Origin of the sequence: Clostridium sp. AF27-2AA (assembly GCF_003478505.1) — a bacterium.
GTDB lineage: Bacteria > Bacillota > Clostridia > Lachnospirales > Lachnospiraceae > Brotaphodocola.
Window position 1 is genome coordinate 120,596 of the sequence record NZ_QUFI01000006.1, and the last position, 21,859, is coordinate 142,454.

General features: G+C 52.2%; 18 protein-coding genes. 3 read left to right on the top strand and 15 right to left on the bottom strand.

Annotated elements, in window-relative coordinates; all coding sequences use genetic code 11:
• Positions 1-234 precede the first annotated feature (234 nt).
• Positions 235-1,944 carry a single-stranded-DNA-specific exonuclease RecJ gene (gene recJ / locus DWY84_RS05305; protein WP_118531542.1) on the bottom strand — a complete coding sequence of 570 codons (1,710 nt, stop codon included), beginning with the start codon at positions 1,942-1,944 and terminating at the stop codon, positions 235-237.
• A 16-nt stretch (positions 1,945-1,960) separates the two neighbouring features.
• Positions 1,961-2,824 (bottom strand): NAD(P)-dependent oxidoreductase, encoded by an 864-nt coding sequence (locus tag DWY84_RS05310; RefSeq protein WP_118531476.1) that lies wholly within the window; start codon positions 2,822-2,824, stop codon positions 1,961-1,963.
• A gap of 184 nt (positions 2,825-3,008) precedes the next feature.
• On the opposite strand from DWY84_RS05310, the gene DWY84_RS05315 reads away from it, so the two are divergent.
• Positions 3,009-4,646 carry a polysaccharide biosynthesis protein gene (locus tag DWY84_RS05315; RefSeq protein WP_118531478.1) on the top strand — a complete coding sequence of 546 codons (1,638 nt, stop codon included), beginning with the start codon at positions 3,009-3,011 and terminating at the stop codon, positions 4,644-4,646.
• 22 nt (positions 4,647-4,668) lie between these two features.
• Here DWY84_RS05315 and DWY84_RS05320 read toward each other — a convergent pair whose 3' ends face one another.
• The 7 genes from DWY84_RS05320 to DWY84_RS05350 all read right to left on the bottom strand — a co-directional run bounded on the left by DWY84_RS05320 (position 4,669) and on the right by DWY84_RS05350 (position 13,150).
• The gene (locus tag DWY84_RS05320; RefSeq protein ID WP_118531480.1) at positions 4,669-5,559 is read right to left on the bottom strand and encodes an ABC transporter permease; all 891 of its coding nucleotides are present in this window, start codon (positions 5,557-5,559) and stop codon (positions 4,669-4,671) included.
• Positions 5,537-6,499: an ABC transporter ATP-binding protein gene (locus tag DWY84_RS05325; RefSeq protein ID WP_118531482.1), complete on the bottom strand. Its 963-nt coding sequence runs from the start codon at positions 6,497-6,499 to the stop codon at positions 5,537-5,539. Before DWY84_RS05325 ends, DWY84_RS05320 begins: the two co-directional genes overlap by 23 nt.
• Positions 6,499-8,955: a hypothetical protein gene (locus tag DWY84_RS05330; protein ID WP_147354280.1), complete on the bottom strand. Its 2,457-nt coding sequence runs from the start codon at positions 8,953-8,955 to the stop codon at positions 6,499-6,501. The genes DWY84_RS05325 and DWY84_RS05330 overlap by 1 nt, the downstream gene beginning before the upstream one ends.
• A gap of 5 nt (positions 8,956-8,960) precedes the next feature.
• On the bottom strand, positions 8,961-10,109 hold the full coding sequence (locus DWY84_RS05335; RefSeq protein ID WP_118531486.1) for a HAMP domain-containing sensor histidine kinase: 1,149 nt from the start codon (positions 10,107-10,109) through the stop codon (positions 8,961-8,963).
• Positions 10,099-10,803, bottom strand: coding sequence for a response regulator transcription factor (locus DWY84_RS05340; RefSeq protein ID WP_118531488.1), 705 nt, complete (start codon positions 10,801-10,803; stop codon positions 10,099-10,101). Before DWY84_RS05340 ends, DWY84_RS05335 begins: the two co-directional genes overlap by 11 nt.
• A gap of 198 nt (positions 10,804-11,001) precedes the next feature.
• Positions 11,002-12,282, bottom strand: a complete 1,281-nt coding sequence (locus DWY84_RS05345; RefSeq protein WP_118531490.1) for an SLC13 family permease — start codon at positions 12,280-12,282, stop codon at positions 11,002-11,004.
• Positions 12,283-12,313: 31 nt separating this feature from the next.
• Positions 12,314-13,150, bottom strand: coding sequence for an MBL fold metallo-hydrolase (locus DWY84_RS05350; RefSeq protein ID WP_118531492.1), 837 nt, complete (start codon positions 13,148-13,150; stop codon positions 12,314-12,316).
• 198 nt (positions 13,151-13,348) lie between these two features.
• On the opposite strand from DWY84_RS05350, the gene DWY84_RS05355 reads away from it, so the two are divergent.
• Entirely contained in the window at positions 13,349-14,278 is a 930-nt protein-coding gene (locus tag DWY84_RS05355) for a LysR family transcriptional regulator (protein WP_118531494.1), read from the top strand.
• Here DWY84_RS05355 and DWY84_RS05360 read toward each other — a convergent pair.
• The 6 genes from DWY84_RS05360 to DWY84_RS05385 form a co-directional block, all read right to left on the bottom strand.
• Positions 14,275-16,416, bottom strand: coding sequence for an RNA degradosome polyphosphate kinase (locus DWY84_RS05360; protein ID WP_118531496.1), 2,142 nt, complete (start codon positions 16,414-16,416; stop codon positions 14,275-14,277). The genes DWY84_RS05355 and DWY84_RS05360 overlap by 4 nt on opposite strands.
• Positions 16,417-16,419: 3 nt before the next feature.
• Positions 16,420-17,979 carry an exopolyphosphatase gene (locus DWY84_RS05365; RefSeq protein WP_118531498.1) on the bottom strand — a complete coding sequence of 520 codons (1,560 nt, stop codon included), beginning with the start codon at positions 17,977-17,979 and terminating at the stop codon, positions 16,420-16,422.
• Between the two features lie 90 nt (positions 17,980-18,069).
• Entirely contained in the window at positions 18,070-19,194 is a 1,125-nt protein-coding gene (locus DWY84_RS05370; protein ID WP_118531500.1) for a bifunctional chorismate mutase/prephenate dehydratase, read from the bottom strand.
• A gap of 39 nt (positions 19,195-19,233) precedes the next feature.
• A complete protein-coding gene (locus tag DWY84_RS05375) occupies positions 19,234-19,992 on the bottom strand; it encodes a lysophospholipid acyltransferase family protein (protein ID WP_118531502.1) in 759 nt (252 codons plus the stop codon).
• Positions 19,993-20,057: 65 nt separating this feature from the next.
• Positions 20,058-20,504 (bottom strand): hypothetical protein, encoded by a 447-nt coding sequence (locus DWY84_RS05380; RefSeq protein ID WP_118531504.1) that lies wholly within the window; start codon positions 20,502-20,504, stop codon positions 20,058-20,060.
• Between the two features lie 36 nt (positions 20,505-20,540).
• Complete coding sequence (locus DWY84_RS05385) at positions 20,541-20,720, bottom strand: DUF4250 domain-containing protein (RefSeq protein WP_118531506.1); 180 nt, start codon at positions 20,718-20,720, stop codon at positions 20,541-20,543.
• A gap of 122 nt (positions 20,721-20,842) precedes the next feature.
• Here DWY84_RS05385 and DWY84_RS05390 point away from each other — a divergent pair, with 122 nt between their 5' ends.
• Positions 20,843-21,859: an asparaginase gene (locus tag DWY84_RS05390; protein ID WP_118531544.1), complete on the top strand. Its 1,017-nt coding sequence runs from the start codon at positions 20,843-20,845 to the stop codon at positions 21,857-21,859.

Below are 21,859 nucleotides of genomic sequence, written 5' to 3' on the forward strand. Positions count from 1 at the left end.
GGGCTTTGTCTCCTTTTCCGCAAATGCCCTCTCTGACACCTTTCAGGCAGTTGCTTTCCTTTGCATTTGTTGTGACACAACGATTCCCGTAAAACACAGGCCGCCACGTTGTGACAAAGGCACTGGTAAGCCCAGCGCCTTCGCGGTTATTTACGGTCGATTATAGTACAGCGGTTTCAAAGTGTCAAGCAATTATAAGGCTGTACAAAATATTGTGCGAACTTTATTTTCTGCCTATGCGTGCAGCTTATATGCTCTTACCACAATCTGCAGTGTCCGGTTTCCGTTATACTCATTGATGTCTGGGTAGTAGATTACATCCATGCTCCGGCTGTTCTTTGCTTCTTCCACAAACTTGTCTGCCTCGGTAAATACCATGGCCTCCATGGGGCGTCCCTGCTCCGTTACCACGGTCATGCGGACCGCGTTATTGTTACGGCCAAGAGCCCGCAGGCTGCGGATCCGCAGATTCTTCTGGGCGAACTGGGGCTTTTCATTGCCCTGGCCGAAGGGCTCCAGACTTTTCAGCTCGTTCACCAGCGCCTCGGATATGTACTCTAAGGGCATGGCCACATCAATCCAGATTTTCGGAATGAAATCCTCCCTCGTAAGGGTGGACTGCTCGTTTAAGCGGCGGCGGAACTCCCCTACATTCTCTTCCTTTAAGGAAAAACCTGCAGCCATGGGGTGGCCGCCGAATTTCAGAAGCAGGTCCCGCACGCCGCACAGAGCCCTGTACATGTGATAGCTTTCAATGGAGCGCCCGGAACCCTTCACACAGTCCTCTCCCTTTGTCAGAACAAAGGAAGGCTTGTTGTAGGCTTCCCGCACGCGCCCGGCAATGATTCCGGCCAGAGATTCGTGACAGTCCGGCAGATACACCACCAGCACATCATCATCCGCAAGCTCCGTATCGACCTGCTCAAAGGCCTGCTCCATGCCGGCCTGGGTCATATCCTTGCGCTCTTCATTCAGAAGCTTTAACTCAGCCGCCATTTCTTCGGCCCGCAAAGCCGCCGGTGTTCCCGCCTCGCAAAGCAGCAGCTCCAATGCCAGCTGCGCGGTCTTTAACCGTCCGCTGGCATTCAGGCACGGTCCGATCACAAAGCCGATGTGATACGCCGTCAGGTTACAGATATCCAGTCCGCAGGCTTCCACCAGGGCGCGCAGTCCGGCACTGGCTGTGTGCGGGATCTGCTTTAATCCCCAGCGCACGATGATGCGGTTTTCGTCCTGCAGTTTCATGACATCGCCCACCGTTGCAATGGCCGCAAACTCCAGCATATCTTTCCACTCCTGCTCCGGAATACGGTTCTGCTCATAGAGCACCTGCACCAGCTTATAAGCTACCACACCTCCGCAGATTCCGGCAAACGGATACGGGCAGTCGTCCCGGTGGGGATTCACCACCGCATCCGCCTCCGGCAGAATCTGGCTGCCGTCCTCTGCCCGGACCACCTCATGATGGTCCGTCACAATAACGGTCATGCCAAGCTCTTTGGCCAGGCGCACCTGCTCCAGGGCCGCAATGCCATTATCACAGGTAACAATGGTGTCAATGCCGTCTTCCTTCGCCTTGCGGATGATGGACTCGTTGATGCCGTAGCCATCCCGGATGCGCTCCGGAATCTGATAGTCCACATGACCGCCGCACCGGCTTAAGCCCCGGTATAGCAGATAAGTGGAGCACACCCCGTCGATATCATAGTCACCCACAATGCGGATGCGCGCGCCCGCCTGAATCTTCTCCAGAATCAGAGAGGCAGCCTTGTCCATATCTTTCATGAGATGGGGATCATAAAGCTGATCTAAAGTTCCGTTTAAGTAACGGTCAATGGCCGTCTCCCCCTCCACATCCCGGTTCCGGATAATGCGGGCCGTGACCGGGCTGATATGAAACCGCGCCGCAATCCCGCTAAAATCTGCCCGCTTGGTCTGCAGCATCCAGATGGATTCCTGATTATTTCTCATAGTATTTGATCAATGCCTGGGTTCCCAGATCTCCCAGTCCCTCTTCCTGCAATTTCTCGTACATGCCAAGCACATATTCCAGCATGCCAAGCTTTGTATGTTCGGCCAGCGCTTCCTCGTCCGCCAGCTTCATGTCTTTGATAAAGTGCTTTACAAAGAAGCCCGGCTGCAGATCTCCCTTCAAGATGCGGGTGGCCACGTTGCTCATCTGGGCACTGCCTGCCGCTCCGGTAGAGATGGAGTCCAGCATGGTCTGCGGATCCAGTCCAACTGCATTTGCGTAAGCCAGGGCCTCGCACGCTCCGGAAAGCGCGCCCGCAATGGCGATCTGGTTGCACATCTTGGTGTGCTGGCCATTTCCGGCCTTGCCCTCATAATTGATGTTCTTTCCCATGGCCTCAAATAACGGCATGCAGGCATCAAAGTCCGCGCGGTCTCCGCCTGCCAGAATGGTCAGGGTTCCGGCTTTCGCGCCACCATCTCCACCGGTTACCGGAGCATCCAGGGCATGAAGGCCTGCTGCCCTGGCCGTCTCGTAAATCTTCACGGCCAGCTTCGGGCTGCTGGTAGTCATATCAATGGCATAGCCGCCCTTTGGAAGATTTTTCAGAATGCCATTCTCCCCGAAGTACACCTCTTCCACATCCTTCGGATAACCCACGATGCTGATCACCGCGTCACGGTCTGCCACACACTCCTTTACCGTATCGCGCCAGATGGCACCCTCCGCGATCACATCCTCCACCTTCGCTTTGGTTCTTGTATAAATGGCAACCTCAAAGCCTGCCTTCATTAGATTGCGGACCATGGATTTACCCATGATACCGACACCGATAAAACCGATTTTCTTCATAATATATTGCTCCTTTCCTGATGATTCATAGCAACAAAAAGCTTCGTCTAGTATACCATATCCGCCACCCTATTTCCACATTGCATTCAGACCGTTGATGGGATATACTGTTACTGTTCCGGCAAAACTTTCAATATACTATGTGATTTTGCCCAAACGCAATTACTAAAGGAGAGATATAAGTATGGGTAACAATAAGAAAAAATCCGACTCCGGCAACTTCCTGGTCCAGGGAAGCATTCTGGCCGCAGCCGGCATCATTGTCCGCTTCATCGGACTGCTCTACAAGATTCCCATGACCCGGGCCATCGGGGATGAGGGAATCGGTTATTACAACACCGCATACGAGATCTACAACATTGGACTGATCCTGTCCTCCTACAGTCTGCCTCTAGCTATTTCCAAGCTGATCGCGGCACGGCGTGTGCACGGAAAGAATCAGGATGTACAGCGGGTCTTTAAGGCCGGACTGCTTTTTGGTCTTGTAGCCGGCGGCCTGATGACACTGTTTTTACTGTTTGGCGCGGACTGGATCACGGTTCATATCTTCAACAGCCCCAACAGCGCCCTTCCACTAAAGGTTATGGCACCCACCATTCTGGTCTTTTCCATTATGGGCGTGGTGCGCGGCTATTTCCAGGGACTTGGCAACATGGTGCCGACCTCTATTTCCCAGGTCATTGAACAGGTGGTAAACGCGGTCATCAGTGTAGCTGCCTCCTTCGCCTTCATGCACTGGTTCGCAAACCGGGAAACCCCGGCGGCCTACGGTGCCGCAGGTGGTACCCTGGGTACCCTTTCCGGCGCACTGGCTGCCTTTGTCTTTCTGACCCTGCTGATGTTTGTGTACCGCAGACAGAACACGAAGGCACTGCGCAAGCCTCAGGCTGACCGCCTGGAAAGCTGGAGTCATGTATACACGGCACTGTTCCTGACTCTGACTCCCATCATCCTCAGCCAGTTTGTGTATCAGCTAAGCGGTTCTGTGGATAACTCCATGTTCGGCTTCCTGATGAGTGGAAAAGGTCTCACCGAGAAAGAACGCCTTTCCCTGCTTGGTATCTACGGCGGCAAGTACCGCCTGCTTTCCAACGTACCGGTGGCTGTGGCTTCTTCCCTGGGAACTTCCATGATCCCGAGTATTGTGCGCTCCCGCGCCCAGAAAAACCGCACCGATGTCATGTACAAGATCCGGCTGACCATCAAGTTCAATATGCTGATCGCCATTCCCTGTGCCTTCGGCATGGCGGCACTGGCTTCCCCGGTTCTGCGGCTCATCTTCCGTGACAGCCGGGATCTCACCCGGAACCTGCTGATGCTTGGCGCTCCGGCCGTCATCTTCTTTTCCCTCTCCACCGTTACCAATGCGGTGCTTCAGGGCATTGACCTGATGAGAAAATCCGTCACCCACTCCGCCATCTCCCTGGTGGTTCACGCGGCACTGGTGTATGTCATGTTAAAGTACTTAAACTGGGGCGTGTATGGTCTGGTCATCGGCAATGTGACCTTTGCCCTGGTCGTATGTGTGCTGAACTGGCATGCCATCGGAAAGGCGCTGCGCTACCGTCAGGAAGTAAAGACCACCTTTCTGCTGCCCTGTATCTGCGCGGCGGTCATGGGCGTGATCGCGTTCCTGTTTTATGCGCTGGTCAATAAGGTGACCGGTTACTACCAGATCGGACTTCTGATCAGTATCCCGGTAGCCATGGTTGTCTACGGACTCCTGATCGTACTGACCAGAGCCGTGACCGCGGAGGAACTGCCGGATATGCCATTCGGAATGCGCATTCTGCGGCTGTGCCGGAAATTTCACTTAATGTAAGTCAATACAGGATTTTTTATTTTCACGCGTTGCCCTTCTCCACGCTCCGCACTGCCCACAGCACAAATCCGATGGCCAGCGCCATCTGCAGCACCATGCTCACCCCCATCCAGTGGCTGATGAGGGAATTGTCTGCCTGGTTGCCGAACCAGGTTCCTGCCTGCATCCAGCTCTGATTGCCGGCTGTCAGCCGTCCGATAACCTGGGCAAAGGTAGCAATGGGATTGACTAACAGCACATACAAAAGACCTCCGGATCCACTGCTTACGCCGCCGGATTCCGCGGATGCCAGGTATTCCCCGATCTGCATCTGGTTGATGTAAGTGACCAGGAAGTTGATGCCATAGGTTCCGGCCGTCAGCACTGCCGTCACTGCGTAAGCAGCTACCGTAGCCGCCGTGGTCCGGCGAAACAGGGCCGAACAGTACAGGCCAATGCTTCCCATGAACACCGCCGCGGCAAAGAAGCAACATACCAGAAGCAGCAGATCCGATGCCGTCACACCGCCGTACACAAACACCATAGCCAGGATTGGCAGGCTGGACACCACCATGAGAAACATAGTCCCCAGGGCTGCCTCCAGCTTTCCCAGAACGATGTCCGCCGGGGTCATGCAGGTGGTCAGCATCAGATCCAACGTCTGGCGCTCCCGCTCCCCACTGATGCTCCCCGCCGTCATTGCCGGCATGATAAGGATCAGCATCAGAAATTCCAGGGATGCCACGAACATGTACAGATCCAGAAATCCCGTATACTGCACCTCTGCCGTCAGCCGTACCCGGGCCAGAGCTGAGTACATATTTAACAGTGCCACCAAAGCCAGAATCCCGTTAAACACCAGCAGTACCAGCGCCAGCTTAAAGCTTCGGGCACTCACCATGCACTCCCGTTTATAAACCGGATTCGTCTTCATAGGATAACACCACCTTTTCCTCATTGTGATCTGTGATCTGCATAAAGATTGACTCCAGGCTTCCCGGCTCCCGCATGAAACCGCGTACCGGAATGCCCGCCTCAATCATCTGTTTTAACAGTTCACTCTCCCGGTGCTCATCTCCGGTAAAGCCCACCATAATATCCTTCTCGCAGATGGAAATGGTACGCACCATAGGACTTTCCTTTAAGAAAGCCAGGGCCTTTTCCATCTGGTCATGTACACTGATGATGATCTGCTTGGAGGTGTAGATCCGCTCCATGATCTCATCCATACTGCCGGAAAGGACCATCTTCCCCGCATCGATGATGCCGATATCCGTGCAGAGCTCCGAAAGCTCTGCCAGGTTGTGAGAGCTTAAGAGAATGGTCTTTCCCTGCTCATGCAGCTCCCATACCATTTGCCGGAATTCCAGGTGCGTCCGCGGGTCCAGTCCGGCCGTGGGCTCATCCATGATCAGAAGCTCCGGGTCGTGGATCAGAGCCCGGGCCAGACAGAGCCTCTGCTGCATTCCGCGGGACAGCCCGTCTACAAAAGCATCCATGCGCTCTCCCAGCCCTACCTGTTCCAGAAGACTTCGGGCGCGTTTTCGTGCTTCAAAGCCCTCCAGATGATAGCAGGCCGCAAAAAATTCCATATATTCCGACACCTTTAAATTGTCATACAGGCCAAAGTGATCCGGCACATAGCCGATCCGCATACGCAGGCCCATGGTGTCGGCCAGCATATCTTTTCCGTCCAGCTCCACCGTTCCCCGGTCCGGCTTTAAAAGACCGGTCATGCTCTTGATGGTAGTCGTCTTTCCGGCGCCGTTCGGGCCCACAAAACCAAACAGGGCGCCGTCCTTTAGCTCCATGTCCAGTCCGTCCAGGGCATGGTAATTTCCGTATTTTTTATGTAATCCCTGAATCTTTAACATCAGCGTTCCCTCCCTGCTACCATCGGCATCGGAAGCTGAATAGCATCAAAGCCGCCTCCGTTGTAGGCATAGCGTACCGTCAGCGTGTTGCCCGGAGACAGGTAGGCCTTCAGCTGTTCTACATCTAACGTCGTTCCATCCAGATCCATCTTGTCAAAGTTGCCGGTCGCGTAGTTATAGAAATAAATGCTTCCGGTAAAAATGTGGCTTAAGCTGCTGCCGGTTCCTGCGAATTCTTCTGACACATTTTCGAAAGTCAGGCTTTCCACATCAATATCCGTTCCGAACTGATACTCCAGGGTCAGCGGTTCCGCGCCGCTCATGGAGTTGGTCTCGGCATCATAGCTGCCGCCCAGCACCTTTGGTGTCTTCATGAGCACAGAACGGTAGATGGAACTGTCTTTGGAAGCATTGACCGGTACCGTCTGGGTCAGCATGGTAATTCCATAGGTCTCCTCGGACGGATTCTTTAAGAACCGGCTTTCCTCCTTCTGGGTACTGAAGGCAATGACCCGGGCGTCTGCTGTATAAGCGTTTAAATAGTTATCGAGATAGAAACGGGTCAGGTTGGAACGCTCCAGTGCCAGCATATAATTTTTGTCGCGGATATCCGCGGATGCGTAGGCATCCTCCCCGGAGATATGCTCCGCAGCCAGATAAGAGTCACCAAGCGGGTAGCGGAGCAGCTCATAGTCCGCCAGGTTTTTGGTCTCGCCCGGCTCCATGCGTCCGATCTGGACCATATTTCCATATAATACCAGGGTTGCGTTTTCAATCGGATATGGGAACTGGTTGGTCAGCGTCCCCTGAATCTGTCCCTCAAAGTAATCTACCTCGCCCGTGATGCCCACCCGGTCCGTATTTTCTGTGCGCCGTTCCAGGCGGAAATAGCGCGGAGTAAATGCGGAAATGTTCTGGCCCTTCACCATCAGCGTATCTTCCCCGGTGCGGATCGCGATCTGGTACGGCTCATCCACATCCAGAGACTGTCCGCCCACGGTATACTGACTGCTTCTTGTGATGGGAAGCAGGCGGTAGCCCGGATCCAGTTCCACGGTGTACGGGCGGTTGTAAGGATTCCGGATATTGATATAGGTCGTATCCGTGATATAATCATCGGTCACATCCTGGATTGCCGCATAGGTGTAGAACGTAGAGCGGAAGCGGGTCGGCATGCCAAGCACATACACAAGAGCCGAAAAGCCAAGGGCCACGATCACCACACCCTTGCGGTACATATTCTGAAGGCCCCGGCCGCGCAGAAACAGATAAAGCCCCGGTCCCAAAATGATCAGATACAGGCCGGTTATCCCCACATAAAGCCAGAGGTTCGGCAGCTTATCCACATCTCCGGTGTTAATTAACCCCTGAACAGCCCAGAACCGGCCGGAGTTGCCACTGTAAACCACCTCGGCCAGCTGATTGATGCGCTCCTCACCAAGTAAATTGGTAAACAGGTAATCCACATAGGAGGTCTGCTTTTCACAGAAAGCCGCAATGTCGCCCAGATCAAAGGCAGCTACAGCCACCAGTCCCTGCTCCTTCACTGCCGCTGTCAGAAGCGGAAAACCGTTGCTGGAGAGGATCACATTGCCGCCATGAAGCGGTACATCCACACAGGAAATAGCCAGCATGCCGGCTCCCGGCTCATTCACCGCAGTGAAGTCTTCCGCCAGGTTGATATGCGTGATATTGGGTGTTCCGTAAGAATCATCCAGAAGCTCCGGCGCAAAACGGCCCAGGGTATCATCTACCCGGTCACCGGTTCCCAGGATCAGCACACCGCCGTCCTGAACCCAGTTCATGATTGCTGCCGTCTGCGTTCCAGAAAGATCGCGGAGCTTATAATTATTGACCACCAGCACATCAAAAAGGCTTAAGCCCACCTCATCCTCCGGAAAGTCTGTGCCATCCAGCTCAAAGGTACGGGTACGCAGGGTACTGTAGTTGATGCCAACGCCGTTTAAATAATGAAGCTCCCACGGGGCGTCCGAAAGCACACCCACAAACAGCTCCGGCACATCCCGGCTCACATTCAGCTTCACCTTGCGGCTTAAAAGCACATTGTCGGAATCATCTGCCAGAGACAGCTCCAGTTCATCGGCTGCCGTACCCAGCGGAATGTAGTAGCGCGTCGTTTCGCTGCCCTTCGCCTCTATCTCTACGCCGTAATCGTAGCGGTATACCGTCTCATCGGATTCTCTTGTTTTAATTTCCAGGGTTCCCTCTACCGGAGTCTCCTGGTTATTCTGTATGGTGACATTCACCGGCAGGTAACGCCCGCCCTTGGCGCTGTCTTCATAGCCATAGCTTATATCCATGCTCACCGGATCATCCTGCGCCCAGGCCGGAGCGCAAAAAGCCAGACCACCCAAAAAGCCGGCAGCCGCAAAACAGACTGCTGCCTTTTTCAGGGGTCTGACCATCCGGATGCCTGAAAAAATTTTTTTATTCATCCACATCAGAGTTCTCCAAAATGTTCCTTATCTACATCAAAATCCACCTGCAGGGTTACCGTGAACACGGTGCCGTTCAAATCACTCTTCACCGTGATGGTTCCGCCATGCATGTCTACAATGTTTTTTACGATGGCAAGTCCCAGACCGGTTCCTCCGGTATGGGTGGAGCGGGACTGCTCGACCCGGTAGAACTTGTCAAATATCAGCGGAAGCTCCTCCGCCGGGATCACGTAACCGTAGTTGGTCACGGAAACCTGTACCGTATCGGTATCGGCCATGACCTTCACCAGGATCCGTTTGCCCTCCGCGCCGTACTTGATGGCATTGCCGATCAGATTGTCAAACAGGCGGGCCAGAAGGTTGCCGTCCGCCGTGATGATCTTGGCCGGCACATTGCTCTGAAGCTCATAGGAAAGCCCCTTGTTGGCAAAGTTCGGATAGGACTCCTCCAGAAGCTGCCCTAAAAGCTTTACGATATCCACCTTGGACACATGCATGGCCAGCTTTCCGTAGTTCATCTTGGTAAAGCCGAACAGATCCTCAATGAGCTTTTCCAGGCGCTTGGCCTTGCTGTAGGCGATGTCTATGTATTTTTTCTGCATCTCCGGCGGCAGGACTACCGGGCCGGATAACAGCTCCAGATATCCGATGATCGAGGTTAACGGTGTGCGCAGGTCGTGAGCCACATTGGTGATCAGCTCATTTTTGGTGCGCTCGGATTCGCGTTCCTTATCCATCAGGCGGCGGATATCCTCCACCATCTTATTTAAGTTGGATGCCATGGAAGAAAACTCGTCATCTCCCACCACCTCCACCTGTGTGTTTAAATCGCCCTCGGAAATCCGTTCTACCGCATCGGAAATCCGGCCAATGTATGCCGCGGATTTTTCCTGCAGAAGCAGAAAGGTCACGGCAAAAGCCAGAATGCCGATGAGTACGTAAACCAGAACCACCACCACATCTGACTGCCCTACCATATTCAACAGGGCACTGGAATGCTCGGAACGCTGCGCATACTCGGCCAGCATGGTCAGGTTTGTGACCAGAAACACATCAATGAGGCAGGCCACCAGGGTGCTGTAGATGATGTTTGCTATGACCCGCGTATGGTAGCGGTGGCTTAAATCGCTTTTTCTGGCGTTATTTTTCAATTTTGTATCCTACCCCCCACACTGTGGTGATGATCTTGTCCTGACGCTCGTCCTCCTTCATCTTGCCGCGGAGACGACGGATATGTACCATAACGGTGTTGTTGGCCTCATAGACCTTCTCGTTCCAGACCTTCTCAAAGATCTCATCCGTGCTGAACACCTTGCCCGGATTGGAAGCCAGGAGATACAGGATGTCAAATTCAATCGGGGTCAGCTTGACTTCTTCATCGTACACCGTTACTTTATGATTGTCTTTGTTGATCGTAAGGCCACGGATGCTGATCTCATTCTTCACGGTCTCATGTACATTGCTGTTCGGGTTTAACTGGGTATAGCGGCGCAGCTGGGATTTGACCCGGGCTGTCAGCTCCAGCGGGTTGAATGGCTTTACCACGTAATCATCCGCACCGGTTCCAAGCCCCAGGATCTTATCCAGATCGGTGGACTTGGCGCTCAGCATGATGATCGGGATGTTGTTGGTCTCCCGGATCTTCTTGCACATCTCCAGGCCGTTCATGCCCGGCATCATGATATCCAGAAGGCAAAGATGAATATCTTCCTTATCTAAAATATCCAGACCGTCCTGGGCGTTGGATGCCTTAAATACTTTATAACCGTCGCTAACCAGATAAATCTCTACCAGGTCCGCAATCTCCTGTTCATCGTCCACTACCAGAATGTTTGTTTCTGCCATGACTGATTCCTCCTCGTATATCTATCGTTATTCGGGAAGCCCCAAAGCTATGTCGGCCCCGTTTTATTCTTTCTCTAGTGTACCATAAAAGAGGAACTCCCGTCTTACTTTTTTATTACATTTCCGGTAAGAAGAGGAAAAGCCGGAAACGTCAAAAGGCGCCCCAAAAGCGGGACGCCTCTCTGAACATATTTTCAATTAGTACAGCGGGAACAGAAGCTGCGCGGAAACCGCGGTACTGATCGCTGCGATGATCATATAAGGGAAGGTAAATTTCATAACCTTTAACGGGTTGTAACCACCGGCTGCGAAGCAGACAGCTGCCTCACCGGAACCGGACGGGAAGCCCAGAGCATAGTAATTGCAGGTACCGATGATCAGAACCAGGCCTCTCGGATCCCATCCGGCTGCCAGTGCTACAGATGCCGCGATCGGGATCAGCACGGACTGGGTTGCCATGTTGGACAGGAAAGTAGTCATGATAACGGTTGCAAAGGAGAATACAAACATAACGGTTACAGAGCTTGGATTCTCACCCAGAATGGATAAGATCGCGTTTCCGATCATATCACCAGCACCGGTGGAACCGAGGGCGTCTGCCACGATCAGAACGCCAGCCAGCATCCAGGTCATATCCGCAGTCAGGCCTTTTACTGCCTCCGGAACGGAAACTACTTTAGTGTAGATCAGAACCAGAACGCCTGCGGCCGGAGCCAGATAAAGCATATTGCCAGTGTACTTGTTTAACAGCATCAGTAGCATAACGACTACGAATACTCCGTATACAATCATTTCCTGCGCATCGGTGAGCTGTTTTTCGGTGGATGTTTTCTTCAGGGCATCCTGATTGATTCCTTCTTCCTTCGGCATCAGCTTCCATGCGAACAGGCAGTAAATGGTCAGTACCACCATCGGGATGATGGCAACCTTGAAGGGATCCAGCATGGAAAGCATATACTCCGGATGATCACCGATGACCCCCTCATACATACCGTTTAAGGTAGCAAAGGTGGTAGCACCCAGGCCCACCGGGAAACGGAATTTACATCCGACCATAACACCAAGAAGCGGAAGAAGCAGACGCTTCGGTGTAATATCTCCGGCATTGTCCAGGGTTAACAAGAAAATAACCAGAATGGAGATTGCTGCGGTTGTCGGGATAAACTGAGCCATTACCATGCCGACTGCATAGAAAACAAGAATCAGGACGGTTCCGCGTTTTCCCTTTGCTGCGTTCAGCACGCTGCTGATCTTCATAACCAGACTTGTCTTGCCAAGTGCGGCACTGAGTACCAGCATCGGCGCGATCAATACAACAATCTTGTTTCCAAATCCGCCAAACGCCTTCGGAATATCTACGATTCCGAACATAGCCAGCAGCAGACAGCAGGTCATGGTGGTAACGCCGAACGGCACTTTGTTCCAGATGAACATCACCATCATGAACAGTGTAATCGCAAGTACAATATACATTTCCATGTTCTCTTCTCCTTTGAATGCTTTCTCTCTGTTACTTCATCATCGCGCGTACCTGGCGCACACGCTCTTCCATGAACTGTTTCCAGATGGTGTCATCCAAAAACGGCTGAGACTCGTCGGTGTACTGTCCGGCCCGGTCTGTGATCTCGATCTGGTTCGGATGACTCGGCAGGGCAATGTCTACATGGATATTGCCGACCTTCTCCGCGTCTGCCAGGAAGCGGTCACGCAGGTCCGGAGTCAGATACTCACTCTGAGCGTAATACTTGTCATTCATGGTGTTGGCGCCCACACCGCCGTGCATGCCCACCACATAGCGCTCTCCGTTTGCCGGGTTAGTCACTTCCCAGAAGAAGGAGGTGCAGCCAATGGTGTGACCCGGAGTCAGCATGCTGTGGATGGTGACATTGCCCAGGGTAATCGGCTCCTCATCGGAATAGAAACAATCCGGCTCGAAATACTGCGGATGGGAATCCTTGTCGATGTCGATGGTCTCCTTCGGGCAGGCCTTCATGAATTCCCAGTCCTCTTTGGACATGTACATCTCTGCGCCGGTCAGCTTTTTCATGATAGCTGCGGCTCCACAGTGATCAAAGTGCGCGTGGCTGATGAGGATCTTTTTGATCTGCTCCGGACGATAGCCCAGGCGGTAGATGGAATCCACCAGCATGTAAGCACTCTCCGCGATTGCCGTGTCGATGAGGATCAGCCCGTCCCCTGTGTCAATTAAATAACAGCCCACCCAGGTCTGTCCTGCTACATACCAGGTCTGCGGCGCAACCTGGAACGGTTTGATTGCCAGTTCCCACGGACGGTAAGCCAGGGTAGCTACCGGATCCTTGGTCGGCGGTGTACAACGAAATGCCATTTGAATATTCCCCTTTCACTCTGCTCTTTATTTCTCATTTTCTGCTTGAGTTCTTTGTATGGCCCTAGTATAATTGAGAAATATTCTTAATTCAACTTATGTGTTTTTATTCAAAATCTTAGTTAAATTAATAGTTTTTCATTAAAATCCGGGTTTTTGCATTGTCAGATAATTAACAGAGTGGAGGAATTGTTTTTTATGGATCTGAGACAAATCGAGTACATCATTGCCATTGAACAGGAGGAAAGCATCTCCAAAGCGGCAGAAAAATTATTTATCACCCAGTCTGCTTTAAACCAGCAGCTTCTAAAACTGGAGAAAGAGCTTGGCATGCCGCTCTTTGAACGAAAAAAACGCCAGATGATCCCCACCGTTGCCGGCCGGATCTATCTGGCGACTGCCCATCAGATGATAGATATGAAAGAAGAAACCTATAAAATCATTCATGATATTGCGGATGAAACCGTGGGGGAGATTGCACTGGCCTACACCCCGGAGCGCGGTTCCATGATGTTTTCCGACCTCTATCCGGTGTTCCACAAACGTTACCCGGGCATCACCTTCCGCATTCATGAGGCCCGCATCAAAAAGATGGAACAGCTTCTTTTACAGAAAGAAATCACTCTGGCCTGCGTGGCCTACGCCACCGGCAAGCAGAACCCGGATCTGGAATACCGGGATTTTGGCGCGGAGTATCTGGTCCTTGCGCTTCCTGCCAGTCACCCGCTGGCCCATCTGGCCGGGGAAGAAAGCTGGAAAACACTGCCGGATCTGGACTTATCCCTGCTGAGTCAGGATTACTTTGTGCTCCCCACCCGTGACACCCTGAGCCGGGAACTGGCGGACCGTACTTTCCTTTACAACAACATCCGCCCCAAAATTCTCTTTGAGACCGGCAACAACCGCACGATGCTGAACATGACCAAAAACCAGCAATGTCCGGTATTCCTGCCGCAGTCTTACGCGCAGCCGAATCCGGACATTGTCTTCTTCTCCGTTTCGCCCCATGAGATATGGCACCGGGGCGTGGCTTACTTAAAGGGAACCTACTTAAGCAAGCCGGAAAAATATTTTATTGAACTGGTAACAAATTACGAAGCAGAATACCAGGGACAGACAAAATACTAATTGCTTTCCGCCGGTACAAACACCCGGGTATTGTGCACGTCATCCTGCTGCACGGCAGCCTTCGCCATGGCTATGGCCTCCTCACAGAGCTGCTTCTGGGCAGTCACAAGAACCTTGCCTCGCTTATCAATCTTCTCATAAGTGCCGTCCGGCTGCAGGATATGCGCTTTCACATTGTCCTCCAGCTGTACTTTTAAGATATGAACAACCTGCTCCTTCAAAGCCGGATCCTCCACCGGGAACATAATCTCCACGCGCTTATCAAGGTTGCGCGGCATCCAGTCGGCGCTTCCCATGTACACCTCCGGGCTTCCGCCGTTCTCAAAGTAGAAAATGCGGGCATGCTCCAGGAAGTTTCCGACAATGGAATGCACGCTGATGTTGTCACTTAAGCCCGGTACGCCTGCCTTCAGACAGCAGATACCACGGACTACCAGCTCAATCTTCACACCGGCGCAGGATGCCTCATACAGACATGCAATGATCTCCTGGTCGCAGAGGGAGTTCATCTTCGCCATGATGTGGGCCGGTTTTCCCTCTCTGGCCCGCATGGTTTCCCTGCGGATCATACGGACGCAGCGGTTTCTCAGCCACAGCGGAGCCAGGATCAGGCGATTCCAGGTCGGCGGCTCGGAGTAACCGGACAGCATGTTGAACACTGCGGTCGCGTCCTCACCGATCAGCGGATGGCAGGTTATAAGGCCGCAGTCCGTATAGAGCTTTGCGGTGGAGTCGTTGTAGTTTCCGGTTCCCAGATGGACATAACGGCGGATGCCGTCTTCCTCGCGGCGTACCACCAGTGTGATCTTGCAGTGGGTCTTTAAGCCCACCAGACCGTAGATCACATGACATCCGGCTTTCTCCAGCTTCTTCGCCCAGTTGATATTGTTCTCCTCATCAAACCGCGCCTTTAACTCTACGAGGACCGATACCTGCTTGCCGTTCTCAGCTGCCTCCGCCAGGGCCGCCACGATCGGGGAATGACCGCTGACGCGGTACAGGGTCTGCTTGATTGCCAGGACATCCGGGTCCTTTGCTGCCTTCTGCACCAGATTTACCACCGGGTCAAAGGTCTGGTATGGATGATGCAGGAGAATATCACCTTTTCGGATATTGGTAAAAATGTCATCTTCATTCATAAAGGCCGGAACCGGCTGCGGTGTATAGGAGGGCTCCTTTAAGTGGTCAAAGCCGCTCATGCCATACATCTTCATGAGGAATGTAAGATCCAGCGGACCGCTGATCTCGTAAATGTCTTCACTGCTGACGGAAAGCTCCCGTTTTAAGATCTTAAGTAGGCGCTTGTCTACCTTTTCCTCAACCTCCAGGCGGATGACCTCGCCCCACTGGCGCTTCTTCAGCTGCTTCTGAATCTCTTCCAGCAGATCCTCTGCCTCTTCCTCATCCAGCGTAAAGTCCGCGTTCCGCATGATCCGGAACGGATGAGCCGTGACGATGTTATAGTTCAGGAACAAATCCTTCATGTTCCGCTCAATGACTTCCTCCAGCAGGATAACCCGGCGCTCGCCCTCCGGGTCCGCCGGAAGCTCCACGATACGCGGAAGCACGGACGGAACCTGTACCATGGCAAATTCCAGTTCCTCGTCCTCACTGTCTTTTTTCTGCACCAGCGCCGCAATGTTTAAGGACTTGTTGCGGATGAGCGGGAAGGGACGGGAGGAATCCACCGCCATGGGAGTCAGTACCGGATAGACATCCTCATGGAAAAACTGGTCCACGAAAGCACCATCCTCCTCAGAAAGCTCCTCATGCTCGCAGATGAGCTGCAGCCCCTGCTGCTTCAAGGCCGGAAGCAGAGAACGGTTGTAGGTGGAATACTGGAGATTGACCAGCTCATGGGTCTTCCCCCCGATCAGCTCCAGCTGCTGATCGGCTCTTAAGCCTGCAATATCCGTCTTTTTATATTTGGCGTGCACCATGTCCTTTAAGGATGCCACACGCACCATGAAAAACTCATCCAGGTTGGATGATGTAATACTTAAAAACTTCAGTCGCTCAAACAGCGGAATTGCCTTGTCCCTGGCCTCCCCCAGAATCCGGAAGTCAAATTCCAGCCAGCTCATCTCACGATTTACATAATTTTCAGGTTTCAGGTATTTTTCATCAATCTCTGCCATGTCCTACACCCTCCTTTTCTGTCTTAACACCGGACGGATTCCAAAAATCTCCTCAAAAAAATCTCCCTTGTCCGCGATGGATATGGACTCCAGCGTTACATCCGCCGGACAGTCCGTCTGGATCAGCAGCTGTCCGTCTTTTACATTCAGACGGCAGTCCTTTAACTTTCCGGTATGGCCCCGGTCCATGGAGTTGGCCAGCCGCAGAATGGCCGTCAGCCTGGCAATGACAATGGACAGATTCTCCGTAGATACCAGCCGGCTATCCTTGGATGGCTTTGCCGATACCTCCACTTCATTGTAACGGAACTTCTGCTGATGATACTTCACGACATTAGCCACAATCTCACGCTCCACGTGGGACAGACCGATGATCTCCGTTGCCATGATCATGTTGTAGCCGCATTCCTCCGAGCCACGCATAGTCACAAACTTTCCGCAGGAATGTAAGTTTGCCGCGATCTGTAACAGCAGCCGCTCCCGCGCTCCAAGGCCATGATATTTTTTCAGGCTGTCAAAAACCTTTAAGGCTGCCTCCTCCACGTTCTGGATATGAGGCATATAGCATTTGTAGCGCTTTGCCATATTGCGGGAGGTAACGATGATATCATTCTCAAAGCTGTGGTTGAAACGGATCAGCTTTTTGTCCTCCGCATATTCCGCCGCCATGCCGTCTGTCATGCGGATGCCCGGCACCCACATGAACTCCGCTCCCGTGATTTCCAGCATACGCTTATAAATAGCGGCTGCCGGGAACATCAGGCTTGCATACTCCTCATTCACATCAAAAAAGTCTTCCGTCTGGGCAAGCGTCATGCTCTTTAAGCGCTCATAAAAACAGTTGAATTCCTGGATCGTGATCTGCTCAGAATGCTTTCCCTCTGCCATTTTATAATAAAGAGAAAGGATCGGCTCCCCGATGGCGATGAGGTTTTTGATTTCCCGGTCTTTTAAATACATCTTCCGGTAGGTCACCAGTTCATTGTCGATCAGCTCCGCAATGAGATTCTGGGCCCCCTGCTGGGTCAGCTTCTCATGGGCAATCAGTTCCCGCAGGCGCAGCACGCCGAGGGGCAGATTCTGGGTGGAAACCAGGGCATCCTTATCAAAGAGAGAGGCCTGCATGCTTCCAAATCCCACATCCACAATTGCCGTACCCCGCTGGATGTTCTTCTGGAACTCCGCGTCCTTCGCCGCAATGGCCTTGTAGCTGATGAAACGCTGCTCGGAGTTGCTGATGATCTTTACATCGATCCCGGTCCGCACCCGGAGCTGTTCCAGGACAATCTGGCTGTTTCTGGCCTCCCGCATGGCGCTGGTGGCATAAGCCCGGTACTCCTTCACCTGGTACTCTTTCATGATCCGTACAAAGTCCTGTAGTACCTCGCACATTTCTTCCACCAGACGGTAGCTGATTTTTCCTGTATTATAAGTGTCCTTGCCCAGCGCGATCATATGCTTCACCTGATCCACTGTGCGGACATTTCCCTTATCCGTAATCTCATAAATTCCAAGTTCCAGTTCAAAGGAACCGACATCGATTGCCGCGAATGTCCGTACCATACGCAATCCCTCCTGTAAAGTTTCCTGTATGCTCATAACGGCCCGGCAAAACGCACTTCTCCGTGCTTTTTCACCGAACCGTTATGGAAATTAATAATTGCCAAGGATCTTAAAATTCTGCGCCTCCGCGCCAATGCCCCGCAGCGCGTTCTTCACGCCTGCATCCTGCAGATTGCCCTCAATGTCCACGAAGAACCGGTACTCCCAGTTTTTTCCCGGAATCGGCCGGGACTCGATCATCATCATATTCACATGATTGAAGATGAAATTGCCCAGCATGTTATAAAGAGAGCCACTGGTATGCGGCAGTTCAAAGCAAAGGCTGATCTTGCCAGCATCCTTCTGGTAGACCTTGCGGTTTGCCAGAATCACGAAGCGGGTAGTATTGCCCTGATTGTTCTGGATAAATGGCTTTAACAGCTCCAGTCCGTACAGCTTTCCGGCAATCTCGCTGGCGATGGCTGCCTGGGACTTGTCGCCCTCCTCTACCACACGCTTTGCTGCTACTGCGGTGTTCTCCACGCTGATCTGTTTCAGACCGTTATCATTTAAGAAAGCGGAACACTGCATCAGCGCCTGCGGATGGGAAAATACCGTCTTCACATCGGACAGCTTTGCCCCCGGCACACCAAGCAGCGCATGATTCACCGGAAGAAAGGTCTCTGCCACAATGTAGTTGTCGTAGCGGGTCAGCAGGTCATACATGTCAATGACAGCTCCCGCAGAGGAATTCTCAATCGGCATCACTGCGTAATCTGCATTGCCCAGCTGCACTTCCTTCATGGCATCCTCAAAACGGGCCACATGATAAATTTCTGCTTTCTCTCCAAAATACTGAATGGCCGCCGCATGGCTGTAAGCGCCTTCCACTCCCTGGTGTACCACGCGCACGCCCTCCATAGGCAGCTGATCCAGACGCTCAAATCCCAGCTTCATAGCCCGGCCATGCTCCGCCAGGATGGAATACTGGTACTTGCGACTGATGGACATCATCTGGGAGAACAGCTCCCGCACCGCCACCTGGTTAAACTCGCTGTCCGCCATGGCGCTGACCGCGTCCAGCTTCTGCTTCTCGCGCTCTGCGTCATAGACAGCCTTTCCGGAGGCGATCTTGGTCTCTGCCACCTTACCACAGATGTCCATGCGCTCCTCAAATAACTTTACGATCTTCTTATCGATCACATCCAATTTATTTCTGCACTCCAGTAAATCCACTGCTTCTCTCCTTTGTCTCTGCCGGTGTTTTCCGGCTGCTCACGCCCTGCGTAAACCGCGGCGCTCTTCCTGCTCTTTTACCAGCATTTCTCTGATCCGTGCCTCACTGTAGGCGCCTGCACGTTTCCGGTCTTCTGCCGGAAGCTCTTTGATATAAAACGCTTCTCCGAACTCAATCGTCACATGAGACGGACGAATGAACGGAAAATGCTTTTCCAGGATCTCCGCGGTTCCGGTAATGGCCACCGGCACCACCGGACATCCGGATTTCTCCGCGATCTTTAAGCTTCCCTCCTTAAAAGGCAGAAGCTCTGCCGGATCCTTCGCCTTGCAGCGGGTCCCCTCCGGGAATATCCATACGGAAGATCCGCCTTTTACCTTCTCGATTCCCTCCAGAATAGTCTTTAAGCCCGCCTTGATATCCTTGCGGTCCAAAAACAGGCAATTCACATTGCGCATCCATTCCCGCAAAAGCGGAATCTTTTCCATCTCTTTTTTGGCTATAAAGCCGGTCTGCCCCGGCACTACAATATAACCGGTCACGATATCAAAATAGCTTCTGTGATTTCCCACATACAAAACCGGCATGTCCGGAATGTTCTCCAGTCCTTTCACTGTCAGCGTAGAACCGGTCAGTCGGAACACCATGCGCAGCACCTGCTTTACAACCTGCAGGGCATATTCCTTCTGGCGGTTTTCATCGTTTTTCCAGACACACTTTTCTCCGATCAGGAGCGGCAGCGCACTCACCAGGAGAAATACGATCAGCACCAGGAGAATCAAAATTACTCGTATCATCCCACACCTCATTCTTTTCGTAAGTATTCCTGTCCAGTATATAAAAAAAGAGGTGCAAAAACAAGTCATTCGCACCTCTTTTTTGGAAATTTGGAAATCCATTCAAACAGCAGGCCGGTGGCAAACCACAGCGGCGCAAAATCCAGGCGAATCAGCCCGTTTACACTGGTCTGAAACCCGGTATAGTTCCAGGGGCACATCCCCCATGCCGTTAAAACAGCACCCGACAGATACTCTGCCGTAAAAATAAGCACCATATAAAGCAGGCCGTGCCGTATGATCCAGTCCATGCGGCTTAATGGTCCGTCCCCGATCCACAGGTCTGCCAGTCTGCCAATGGGTGCCAGCAGGGCGCCGCAGCCGTAAATTGGAAACATCAGGAGTGAAGTTCTCCCCATCAGCCGCCAGTCATGGATCAGAATGGATTCCATGGAAGTAAACACAACCTCCAGGCACCATCCAGTCATGCCGCACAGGAAAAAATGAAATAAAAATCGCCGTAATCTGTTCATACGATTAATATAGCATCTTACAACGATTTTTATACCTTATACAAACTGGTTCCTGTCCACATCATAATGATAATCGATCGCGGACAGTTTTTCTCTGATCTCCTCCGCATCCAGATCATACGCGCCGCACAGATCCTCAAAACTGCTGTAATTGTCCCGAAGCTGCGTGTTTAAAAAGCTCATCAGCATCACCGGATCTTTAGGAATTGCTGCCATATTTTTTTATTCCTTTCTTTTCTTTATTCGTGATGCTATAATAATAAAACGAATTTAAAAAACCCACAAGTTTTTTATTACAGGAGGCCTAATACCCAACTATGAAAATCCCGAAGAAGAACCTGAAACGTATCCTGATGATTGCCACCGGCGGCACCATTGCCTCCAAGCGCAGTGAAGAAGGCTTAAAGCCACTCATCACCTCAGAAGAACTTCTTGGTTTCGTACCGGATGTCAAAGAGTTCTGTGAAGTGACTGCCATGCAGATCATCAACATTGACAGCACCAACATCCAGCCAAAGCACTGGCTGTTAATCTCTTCCACCATTGAAAAATATTACGATCAGTACGATGGCTTTGTTGTCTGCCATGGCACCGACACCCTGGCCTACACCGCATCCGCTCTCTCCTACCTGATCCAGAATTCTCCAAAACCGATTGTCATCACCGGTGCCCAGAAGCCCATTGACCTGGAGATTACCGATGCCAAGACCAACTTGTCCGACAGTTTCCTCTTTGCAAGCTGCGACAAAGCCCATGGCGTCAACATCGTCTTTGACGGCAAGGTCATTGCCGGAACCCGCGGTAAAAAGGAACGCACCAAGAGCTACAACGCGTTTTCCAGCATCAACTTCCCATACATTGCCACCATCCAGGACAACCACATTATCTTCTACCTGGACGACAAAGAGCAGATGCAGGATGAGGTCACATTCTATCACAAGCTGGACAGCAAGGTAACCCTGTTAAAGCTGATCCCGTCCATGAACGGCGACATCCTGGATTACCTGTTCAAACATTACGACGCGATCATCATTGAATCCTTCGGCGTGGGCGGCATTCCTTCCTATGAAGATGACAGCTTCCACCGTGCCATTGAGCGCTGGGTGAACGCGGGCAAATTCGTCATCATGACCACCCAGGTTACCAACGAAGGCAGCAATATGTCCGTCTACGAAATTGGCAAGACCATCAAGAAAGAGTTCGGGCTTCTGGAGGCTTACGACATGACCCTGGAGGCCACCGTCACCAAGCTCATGTGGATCCTGGGCCAGACCCACGAACCGGATATGGTGAAGGAGATGCTCTACAGCACCGTTAACCGAGATATCCTGTATACAACAAAGTGGAAAGCATAA